The organism is uncultured Clostridium sp. (genome assembly GCF_937920395.1).
In the GTDB taxonomy this organism is placed as follows: Bacteria; Bacillota; Clostridia; order Clostridiales; family Clostridiaceae; genus Clostridium_AD.
In genome coordinates, this window is the sequence record NZ_CALEVF010000356.1 from 1 (window position 1) to 3,543 (window position 3,543).

At 32.6% G+C, this 3,543-nt stretch carries 3 protein-coding genes and 1 riboswitch; of the genes, 1 reads left to right on the forward strand and 2 read right to left on the reverse strand.

Features of this window, described 5'->3' with window-relative positions:
* Nucleotides 1-84 precede the first annotated feature (84 nt).
* Both sugE and galE read right to left on the reverse strand, forming a co-directional pair.
* Entirely contained in the window at nt 85-405 is a 321-nt protein-coding gene (gene sugE / locus Q0649_RS20880) for a quaternary ammonium compound efflux SMR transporter SugE (protein ID WP_298846401.1), read from the reverse strand.
* Between the two features lie 109 nt (nt 406-514).
* A riboswitch (guanidine-I (ykkC/yxkD leader) is annotated at nt 515-619 on the reverse strand.
* An 820-nt stretch (nt 620-1,439) separates the two neighbouring features.
* Entirely contained in the window at nt 1,440-2,426 is a 987-nt protein-coding gene (gene galE, locus Q0649_RS20885) for a UDP-glucose 4-epimerase GalE (RefSeq protein ID WP_298846403.1), read from the reverse strand.
* A gap of 284 nt (nt 2,427-2,710) precedes the next feature.
* Between galE and Q0649_RS20890 the strand changes: the two genes are divergently transcribed.
* Nucleotides 2,711-3,543, forward strand: an 833-nt coding sequence (locus Q0649_RS20890) for a transposase (RefSeq protein ID WP_298846407.1), incomplete at its 3' end; no start/stop codon positions are given.

The window sequence follows — 3,543 nt, forward strand, 5'->3', positions numbered from 1 at the left end:
AATTTTACGTAAGCAAAACATTAGAATTTCTTAATGAGATTTCATGTTTCAAACTCTTATTTCAAGTCACCCAGGAGAAACACCTTAACTAGGTGACACCAATTTTAATCCCACAATTCCTATTATTATAAATCCAATGCAAGCCATCCTCATTGCATTTACCGGTTCTTTAAATAATATAATTCCTAAAATCACAGTACCAACCGTACCAATCCCTGTCCAAATTGCATATGCAGTTCCTATAGGAAGAGTTTTCAATGACAACGACAAAAAATAGAAACTTGCTATCATTCCAAAAATCGTAAATACGCTCGGTACAAGCTTTGAGAATCCTTGTGAATATTTAAGTCCTATAGCCCAACCCATCTCAAAAAATCCTGCTATAACTAAAGACACCCATTGCATAATTATCATTCTCCTCATCTTATATAAAATTTTTAAATATTTATTAATACTTCATAAATTCGCCCTTAATAATAAGAAAAAAATAAAAACCAAAGTGATATTGTAGAATATCTCCCAGGCTTTTATCCTTCCGTGAACACAATTAAACTGTGCGTTTTATCTTGGACCAGCCCAGTTATAAAACTAAAACTGCGGAACCCTATAAAACTTTTGTTTATATGAGTTTTACAAACTCTTTTTTAACCAATTATGTTTTCATAGATTATTTAGTATATAACAATGCGACCGCCTATCATCTAAGGGACTTTTGAGCTATTATGAATATAGACCATCCCTCTAGACCAATTTTAATATGAATATATAATAGTATAAAAATCCTCCATAGTTACTTGAAGCGAGAATTTCTAAAACTACTGGAATCTCATTTAATTATCTTTTTTACTAATTATCTTTTTATTAATTAGTAAAACGACAGCCTACCGGCTAAAAGACTTTGGGACTAAGATTAAATCGTCTTTTGTACACAGTCCCCTCTAGACCCATCCTAATATGAATTTTCTCGGAGTGACTTGAAATAAGAGGTGCAGGAACAATTGAAATCTCATTTAAAATTCTTGTTTTGCGAATGTAAAATCCTCGTGAGACTTCCTGAAAGGAAGGCTAGCGAACCGGCAGTATGCCGAATGTGAGCGAAAGAGAATTTTACGTAAGCAAAACATTAGAATTTCTTAATGAGATTTCATGTTTCAAACTTTCCTTTGCCCTTACACAACAATACATTATCAATTTTCTCCGTGAATGACTTGAAAGGAGAGATGTAGAAACAATTGAAATTTCATTTAGGAATTCTTGTTTTGCCAATATTATATTCTCGTAAGCCTGACAGGAAGTCAGGCTAGTGAACCCGAGACATGACGTCGAGTGTGAGCGTTAGATAATATAATATTGGGCAAAACATTAGAATCCTTAATGCAATTTCATGTTTCAAACTCTCCTTTCAAGTCACCTAGGAGAAACTTCATAAGGATACCCTCTTATTTAATGTATCCTTGTGGATGACCTTTATGCCAATTCCATGCAGTTTCTATAATAGTTTCAAGAGAAGCATATTTAGGTTCCCATCCGAGAACTTCTTTAGCCTTATCACTAGAAGCTATAAGTACTGCTGGGTCTCCTGCACGTCTAGGTGCCATTTCAGCCTTTATATTAATACCAGTAACTTTTCTTGTTGCTTCGATAACCTGCGCAACAGAAAATCCTTTTCCATTTCCAAGATTGCAAGTAATGCTATCTTCTCCACGTCTAAGTCTCTTAACTGCGAGTAAATGAGCACTAGCGAGGTCACTAACATGAACATAATCTCTAACACAAGTACCATCTTCTGTTTTGTAATCATCACCAAATATCATGATCTTTTCTCTTTGTCCAAGTGCTACCTGAAGAATAATAGGTATTAAATGAGATTCTGGTCTATGATCTTCTCCTATTTTTCCACTTACATGTGCGCCTGCTGCATTGAAATATCTTAAAGCAGTGTATTTTATACCATAAGCATTATCACACCATTTTAATATTTTCTCAACGCAAAGCTTTGACTCTCCATAAGGATTAGTAGGAAAAGTCTTATCACTTTCAAGTATAGGAATATTATCTGGTTCGCCATAAGTTGCTGCAGTTGATGAGAAAACTATGTATTTAACTTTATGATCACGCATAGCCTTAAGTAAATTAACTGTAGAACCAATATTGTTTTCAAAATACTTTAAAGGTTCTACAACGCTCTCCCCTACCAATGAATCTGCTGCAAAATCTATAACTGCATCTATAGTATTCTCAGTGAAAACTTTGTTAAGTATAACATCATCTCTTAAATCTCCACAGTATAGCTTTCCACCCATTAATGCATCATGATGTCCCTTTTGAAAATTATCTAAAACAACTACCTCTTCGCCTTTTTCTAAAAGTTCAGCGACCATATGACTACCAATATAACCTGCACCACCACATACCAAAATTGCCATTTACTAAAATCCCCTCTCATAAAGCCTTTTATTTAATATATACTCATTTTAACACATTTTTTTCGTTAATCATAAATTTGTTATTCGGTTACATATTTTCTATCCTGTTTCGAAAGAATACGCCCATCCTCTATAGGCGGGTGGTGAATTTCGTCTAGCTTATGGCAGTTTATAAAACTAAAGCAATTACTTACAAGTATAATATTAGTAGAGAATATACTCATATTTTCATCGATATTTGGACATAATATTAGTATAAAACATTAATGAAAGGAGGAGTTTCAATGACTAACAGTTCAAAAAAAGTAGAAAAGGAAATCTTGTACGGAGTTCAAAAACAACAACTTAAAGATTTGTCAGCTAAGGAATATAAAGCACTTAAACAACTATGTATTTTATCTAAAAACATGTACAATGTAGCATTGTATAGTATTCGTCAACATTATTTTACTGAAAAGAAGTTCTTAAGTTACATTAAAAACTATCATGTTTGCAAAACTAATGAAAACTATGAAATACTTAATTGTAATTCAGCCCAGCAAATAATGAAAGTTGTAGATGCAAGTTTTAAGTCATTTTTTGCATTGCTTAAATTATCAAAAGCAGGTAAATACAAATTTAGCGACATTAGAATGCCAGGTTATTTACCTAAAGATGGCTTATTTGAACTTATTTTTTGTGAATTCAATGTTGCTACTGATAAATTTTCAGTACCAATGTCTACCGCTTTCAAAAGCCTTTATGGCAAAGTTGAGATTACAATTCCTCCAAACCTAAAAACTAAAATAATTAAAAAAATCATAATACTACCCAGAAACAATTCAAGGTTCTTTGAAATCCAATGGATATATGAAATAGAGGAGTTCAAAGGTAGTTTAAATAAAAAGAATACACTTGCAATTGATTTAGGCGTAGACAACTTATGCACTTGCACCACAAATTCTGGCAAAGCTTTTATTATTGACGGTAAAAAACTTAAATCAATAAACCAAGGTAGTAATAAGCAGAATAGCAAATTGCAATCAATTAAAGATAAACAAAATATCACACGCACTACTAAATCCCAAGGAAACCTTTGGAACAAACGAGGTAATAAGGTTAATGATTATCTCGCTAA